This window comes from Candidatus Symbiopectobacterium sp. (assembly GCF_020054415.1).
GTDB lineage: Bacteria > Pseudomonadota > Gammaproteobacteria > Enterobacterales > Enterobacteriaceae > Symbiopectobacterium.
Genome location: NZ_JAHWCO010000285.1, coordinates 1 through 3,010, shown reverse-complemented (window position 1 = coordinate 3,010; position 3,010 = coordinate 1). Strand labels below are relative to the sequence as shown.

Here is a 3,010-nt window from a genome sequence, read left to right as displayed (position 1 = left end):
TCCATGCCAGTTTTGGTTGAAAATGCTTGTCATCTCAGGTGTACACTTTTCTCATGAGGCCTAACTGCATGATTTTACGTTGCGAGGATCCGTCGTTTCACTGGGCTGCCAGCATAAAATCTATTTATTCAACAAAGCCCGCCTACGGCGAAAAATTTGCCGGAACCGGAGAAAAGTACGTTGCCTTTGCCTCACCTGATGAAAACCGTTCTGTGCTGGCCGCCTATATCAGTGCAGAAACGCAAAAACAGGGCGAAGTGAAACCTCAAGCGGACAACAATTGGAGTTTGGCGCCGATCAAGAGCGACACACCACTGTATATCCGCGTGGAAACGGCACCTTCAGCGAAGGCTGCGGCTTTTATCAAAGAAAAAGCGCAATACCCGATGACATCCCTCGGCCATGATGACGTGGGCTTTGCGTTATACCGCCTCGATCTGCAAAAATAGTAATCGGTTACAGAACGCCGCTTGATGCGGAGTTCTCAAACGGCTGACAACATCACTCTACCCATTGCTCATCCTCCGTACAGGCGGAGGATCTGCTACAGAAAGAAAACCTCACCTCTCCTCATTGCTTAACCGGAGCGGCTTTCGCAGCGACAACGCTGATATGATTTGTATTAGTCGCGACTAATACATATACACAGCGTATTGAGCGTGCACATCTGACACTGCGTAACCGATTGAAACGGCTCAATCGCAAGACGCCCGGATATTCAAAATCATCCGAAATGCACGATAGGATCATCGGTACTTACATCGAACGCGAGTACTACGTTTGATGCTACATCAACTCATTGAATACAAAACAAAATTCTGCATCTGCGTGAGCCTGCGTCGCTGGCTATCTGTACGCTGCTGGATAAGCCGGAGCGCCAGGAGGTTGACGTGAAAGTGGAGTGGGTCGGTTTTTCTATTCCTGACGAATTTGTGGTGGGATACGGCATCGACTACGCACAGCACTATCGGCATTTGCCTTATATTGGCAAGGTGATTCCGCAGGAATAAGATCCTATCCCATTAGGGCTATTTTACTTGCCATTTTGGCCCTGGGCAGTGCTCGAAATCCTCACGTACTCCGTGTACGCTCCGGTTTCTGCGCGCCGTCCGTGACTAAACTGGCTGCGCCAATTTCGCCTACTGGGATAGGCTCTACGTGGTCGCGCCAGATAGAGGGGCACATAAGGTGCCCCTGTAAAATCAGATCAGGGAAGAGATGGCGCGGCGATAGCGCTGTTCCAGCGTTTCGCGGCTAGTAGCGGTAACTTCCAGATCGCTTAACAAACCGTCCTTGATGCCATACACCCAGCCGTGAATCGTGACCTTTTGGCCTCGCTTCCAGGCGGATTGCATGATGGTGGAATGGCCTAGGTTGTAGACTTGTTCTACCACATTGATTTCACACAGTTTGTTAAAGCGTTCTTCGGGCGGCAATTCTCCCAACAGCGAGCTATGCTTGTACCACAAATCACGGATGTGCAGCAGCCAGTTGTTGATAAGCCCCAATTCTGGGTTTTCTACCGCAGCCTGCACACCGCCGCAACCGTAATGCCCACAAATGATGATGTGTTCGACTTCGAGCACTTCAACGGCATACTGCACTACGGAAAGGCAGTTTAAATCGGTATGGATAACCAGGTTTGCCACATTGCGGTGAACGAACAGTTCGCCGGGCGCAAGGCTGGTCAGGCTTTCAGAGGGTACGCGACTGTCAGAGCAGCCAATCCACAAAAAACGGGGTTTTTGTGCCAACGCCAGACGTTCAAAGTAACCCGGATCTTCTTCAACCATGGTGTTGGACCAACGCTGGTTGTTGGCGATGAGCGTTTCAATATCTTTCATGAAAGTAAATGGCCTGTGACAAAAAAAGGGCAGTGAAAGGCAATATAAGGCAAGCGTGAATGTTTTAAAATCGAAACTGAGTCACTCATTGATAATAGGGCTAGTTAACTTGTTATGACATATGCACTGGAACTGGAGAAACTGACCAAAACGTACCCAGGGGGCGTCAAGGCAGTGCGCGGTATCGATCTGCGCGTGGAGGCTGGGGATTTTTATGCACTGCTGGGACCGAACGGAGCAGGGAAATCGACCACGATTGGTATCATCAGCTCACTGGTAAACAAATCTTCCGGTAAGGTACGCGTTTTCGGCTACGATTTGGAGCGCGATATCGTTAACGCCAAGCGCCAACTCGGGCTGGTGCCTCAAGAGTTTAACTTCAACCCGTTTGAAACGGTGCTGCAAATCGTCACCCATCAGGCAGGGTACTATGGTGTGTCGCGCCAGGACGCCCTGCAACGGGCGGAGAAATACCTCAAGCAGCTCGATCTGTGGGAAAAGCGTCAGGAAAAGGCACGCATGCTTTCCGGTGGGATGAAGAGCCGTTTGATGATTGCGCGCGCCCTGATGCATGAACCCAAGCTGTTGATCCTTGATGAGCCAACCGCCGGGGTGGATATCGAACTGCGTCGTTCCATGTGGGGGGTTCTCAAAGCGCTGAACGCGCAGGGCACCACCATCATTCTAACCACGCACTACCTGGAAGAAGCGGAAATGCTGTGCCGCAATATCGGCATTATTCAGCATGGTGAATTGGTGGAAAACACCTAGATGAAGGCACTACTTGCCAACGTGCAATCGGAAACCTTTATTCTCGATCTCGCACCGAAAAGCACGCTACCCAAGCTGGAGGGGTATGCCCACCGTCTGACAGATACTTCAACGCTGGAAGTGGACGTGATGCGTGAGCAGGGACTCAATGGCGTTTTCAGCTAATTAAGCACACAAGGGATTTGAGTATGCGTAACAAGGCGAACCGTCTGGAAGAGTTGTTCGTCTCCATGGTTAACGGTGAAAAGACGAAATGTACTAGCTCAGACCTGATCTGACAGTTACCGATTATTTATACAGGTGTCTGTCAGATTACATCTGGTTCAGATTCTTTTCTGCCCAGATCCGTTTTCCATCAAGTAAAGTGGCCATCGGCGTACGCCCGCAGCACATTT

At 50.4% G+C, this 3,010-nt stretch carries 1 protein-coding gene and 4 pseudogenes; 4 read left to right on the top strand and 1 reads right to left on the bottom strand.

Translation table 11 applies throughout. The features are described 5' to 3' along the window. Positions 1 to 140 precede the first annotated feature (140 nt). The 3 pseudogenes from QZ506_RS08295 to QZ506_RS08285 all read left to right on the top strand — a co-directional run. Positions 141 to 449: pseudogene (locus QZ506_RS08295) on the top strand (2',3'-cyclic-nucleotide 2'-phosphodiesterase); the annotation flags it as partial. 191 nt (positions 450 to 640) lie between these two features. Then, positions 641 to 784 (top strand): annotated as a pseudogene (locus QZ506_RS08290) (IS1 family transposase); the annotation flags it as partial. Between the two features lie 28 nt (positions 785 to 812). Further along, positions 813 to 1,010, top strand: a pseudogene (locus QZ506_RS08285) (phosphoribosyltransferase); the annotation flags it as partial. Between the two features lie 192 nt (positions 1,011 to 1,202). Here QZ506_RS08285 and can read toward each other — a convergent pair. Beyond that, the gene (gene can / locus QZ506_RS08280; RefSeq protein ID WP_291970325.1) at positions 1,203 to 1,844 is read right to left on the bottom strand and encodes a carbonate dehydratase; all 642 of its coding nucleotides are present in this window, start codon (positions 1,842 to 1,844) and stop codon (positions 1,203 to 1,205) included. 114 nt (positions 1,845 to 1,958) lie between these two features. Here can and QZ506_RS08275 point away from each other — a divergent pair. Beyond that, a pseudogene (locus tag QZ506_RS08275) lies at positions 1,959 to 2,893 on the top strand (ABC transporter ATP-binding protein). Positions 2,894 to 3,010: the final 117 nt, after the last annotated feature.

What these genes read in the sequence shown, in the direction of transcription:
- can (WP_291970325.1), bottom strand. Translation starts at nt 1,844, where the DNA reads ATGAAAGATATTGAAACGCTCATCGCCAACAACCAGCGTTGGTCCAAC.